This window comes from Lactiplantibacillus fabifermentans DSM 21115 (genome assembly GCF_000498955.2).
In the GTDB taxonomy this organism is placed as follows: domain Bacteria; phylum Bacillota; class Bacilli; order Lactobacillales; family Lactobacillaceae; genus Lactiplantibacillus; species Lactiplantibacillus fabifermentans.
Genome location: NZ_AYGX02000065.1, coordinates 1 through 3249 on the forward strand (window position 1 = coordinate 1; position 3249 = coordinate 3249).

2 rRNA genes are annotated in these 3249 nt (G+C 48.8%); both read right to left on the reverse strand.

What is annotated here, in order from left to right:
• Window position 1 precedes the first annotated feature (1 nt).
• Window positions 2–118, reverse strand: a 5S ribosomal RNA gene (gene rrf / locus DY78_RS05395).
• 74 nt (window positions 119–192) lie between these two features.
• Window positions 193–3113: ribosomal RNA gene (locus DY78_RS05400) — 23S ribosomal RNA — on the reverse strand.
• Between the last annotated feature and the right edge of the window lie 136 nt (window positions 3114–3249).

The following is a 3249-nucleotide window of genomic DNA, read 5'->3' on the forward strand; positions in this document are numbered from 1 at the left end:
TGCATGGCAACGTCCTACCCTCGCAGGGAGCGATCCCCCAACTACTATCGGCGCTAAGAAGCTTAACTTCTGTGTTCGACATGGGAACAGGTGTATCCTTCTTGCCATCATCGCCACACTATTGAGAAACTTGTATCTCTCAAAACTAGATAATATCAAATAACTTTCATGCAGAACCTGAACACCATTTACTTGGTTAAGTCCTCGACCGATTAGTATTAGTCCGCTTCATGCGTCACCGCACTTCCACTTCTAACCTATCTACCTGATCATCTTTCAGGGGTCTTACTTCCATATAGGAATGGGAAATCTCATCTCGAGGTCTGTTTCACACTTAGATGCTTTCAGCGTTTATCAGATCCGTACGTAGCTACCCAGCAATGCGCCTGGCGGCACAACTGGTACACCAGAGGTACGTCCATCCCGGTCCTCTCGTACTAAGGACAGCTCCTCTCAAATTTCCTACGCCCGCGACGGATAGGGACCGAACTGTCTCACGACGTTCTGAACCCAGCTCGCGTACCGCTTTAATGGGCGAACAGCCCAACCCTTGGGACCGACTACAGCCCCAGGATGCGATGAGCCGACATCGAGGTGCCAAACCTCCCCGTCGATGTGGACTCTTGGGGGAGATAAGCCTGTTATCCCCAGGGTAGCTTTTATCCGTTGAGCGATGGCCCTTCCATACGGTACCACCGGATCACTAAGCCCGACTTTCGTCCCTGCTCGACCTGTCTGTCTCGCAGTCAAGCTCCCTTGTGCCTTTACACTCTGCGAATGATTTCCAACCATTCTGAGGGAACCTTTGGGCGCCTCCGTTACTTTTTAGGAGGCGACCGCCCCAGTCAAACTGCCCACCTGACACTGTCTCCCGCCACGATAAGTGGCGCGGGTTAGAGTGGTCATACAGCGAGGGTAGTATCCCACCAACGCCTCCACCGAAACTAGCGTTCCGGTTTCTATGGCTCCTACCTATCCTGTACAAGCTGTACAAACACTCAATATCAAGCTACAGTAAAGCTCCATGGGGTCTTTCCGTCCTGTCGCGGGTAGTCCGCATCTTCACGGACAATATAATTTCACCGAGTCTCTCGTTGAGACAGTGCCCAGATCGTTACGCCTTTCGTGCGGGTCGGAACTTACCCGACAAGGAATTTCGCTACCTTAGGACCGTTATAGTTACGGCCGCCGTTTACTGGGGCTTCAATTCTGAGCTTCGCCGAAGCTAACCCATCCTTTTAACCTTCCAGCACCGGGCAGGCGTCAGCCCCTATACGTCATCTTACGATTTTGCAGAGACCTGTGTTTTTGATAAACAGTCGCCTGGGCCTATTCACTGCGGCTGATCTTGCGATCAGCACCCCTTCTCCCGAAGTTACGGGGTCATTTTGCCGAGTTCCTTAACGAGAGTTCACTCGCTCACCTTAGGATTCTCTCCTCGACTACCTGTGTTGGTTTGCGGTACGGGCAGTTAAATACTCACTAGAAGCTTTTCTCGGCAGTGTGACATCAGACGCTTCGCTACTAAATTTCGCTCCTCATCACAGCTTGTCCTTAAAGTGAAAAGCATTTGACTCTTCACAAGACTTACTGCTTGAACATTCTAATCCAACAGAATGCACATCTTAGCCTCCTGCGTCCCTCCATCGTTCAAACGCATTTAACTGGTACAGGAATCTCAACCTGTTATCCATCGTCTACGCCTCTCGGCCTCGACTTAGGTCCCGACTAACCCTGGGAGGACGAGCCTTCCCCAGGAAACCTTAGTCATTCGGTGGATAGGATTCTCACCTATCTTTCGCTACTCATACCGGCATTCTCACTTCTAAGCGCTCCACATGTCCTCACGATCATGCTTCACCGCCCTTAGAACGCTCTCCTATCACGTGACCTAATGGTCACATCCACAGTTTCGGTAGTATACTTAGCCCCGGTACATTTTCGGCGCAGAATCACTCGACTAGTGAGCTATTACGCACTCTTTAAATGGTGGCTGCTTCTGAGCCAACATCCTAGTTGTCTGTGCAACTCCACATCCTTTTCCACTTAGTATACATTTAGGGACCTTAACTGGTGATCTGGGCTGTTCCCCTTTCGACGGTGGATCTTATCACTCATCGTCTGACTCCCGGATATGAATCAATGGCATTCGGAGTTTATCTGAATTCAGTAACCCAAGACGGGCCCCTAGTCCAAATAGTGCTCTACCTCCATGATCCTTCATCCGAGGCTAGCCCTAAAGCTATTTCGGAGAGAACCAGCTATCTCCAAGTTCGTTTGGAATTTCACCGCTATCCACACCTCATCCCAGCAATTTTCAACTTACACGGGTTCGGTCCTCCAGTGCGTTTTACCGCACCTTCAACCTGGACATGGATAGGTCACCTGGTTTCGGGTCTACAACCTCGTACTAAAATCGCCCATTTCAGACTCGCTTTCGCTACGGCTCCGACTTTTAAGTCTTAACCTTGCACGGGATCGTAACTCGCCGGTTCATTCTACAAAAGGCACGCCATCACGCATTAACGCGCTCTGACTTATTGTAGGCACATGGTTTCAGGAACTATTTCACTCCCCTCCCGGGGTGCTTTTCACCTTTCCCTCACGGTACTGGTTCACTATCGGTCACTAGGTAGTATTTAGCCTTGGGAGATGGTCCTCCCGGATTCCGACGGAATTTCACGTGTTCCGCCGTACTCAGGATCCTGAACTGAGAGAATTTGATTTAATCTACTGGGCTATCACCATCTATGGCGGATTTTCCCAAATCCTTCGACTATCAAGTTCTTTGGTAACTCAAATGTTCAGTCCTACAACCCCAAAGAGCAAGCTCTTTGGTTTGGGCTGTTCCCCGTTCGCTCGCCGCTACTTAGGGAATCGAAATTTCTTTATATTCCTGCTGCTAATGAGATGTTTCAGTTCACAGCGTTTACCTCCAACTAGACTATGAATTCATCTAGTGGTAACAGTTGATTAAAACTGCTGGGTTGCCCCATTCGGAAATCTCCGGATCATAGCTTACGTACAGCTCCCCGAAGCATATCGGTGTTAGTCCCGTCCTTCATCGGCTCCTAGTGCCAAGGCATTCACCATGCGCCCTTGTTAACTTAACCTTATTTCCTAACGGAAATACGATTAATTGAGTTTAGCGATTAAACTTCTTTTAAAAAACTCAAAAAACGCGGTGTTCTCGGTTTCATTATGAAAAATTATATATTTGATATTATCTAGTTTTCAAAGAACAAGTTT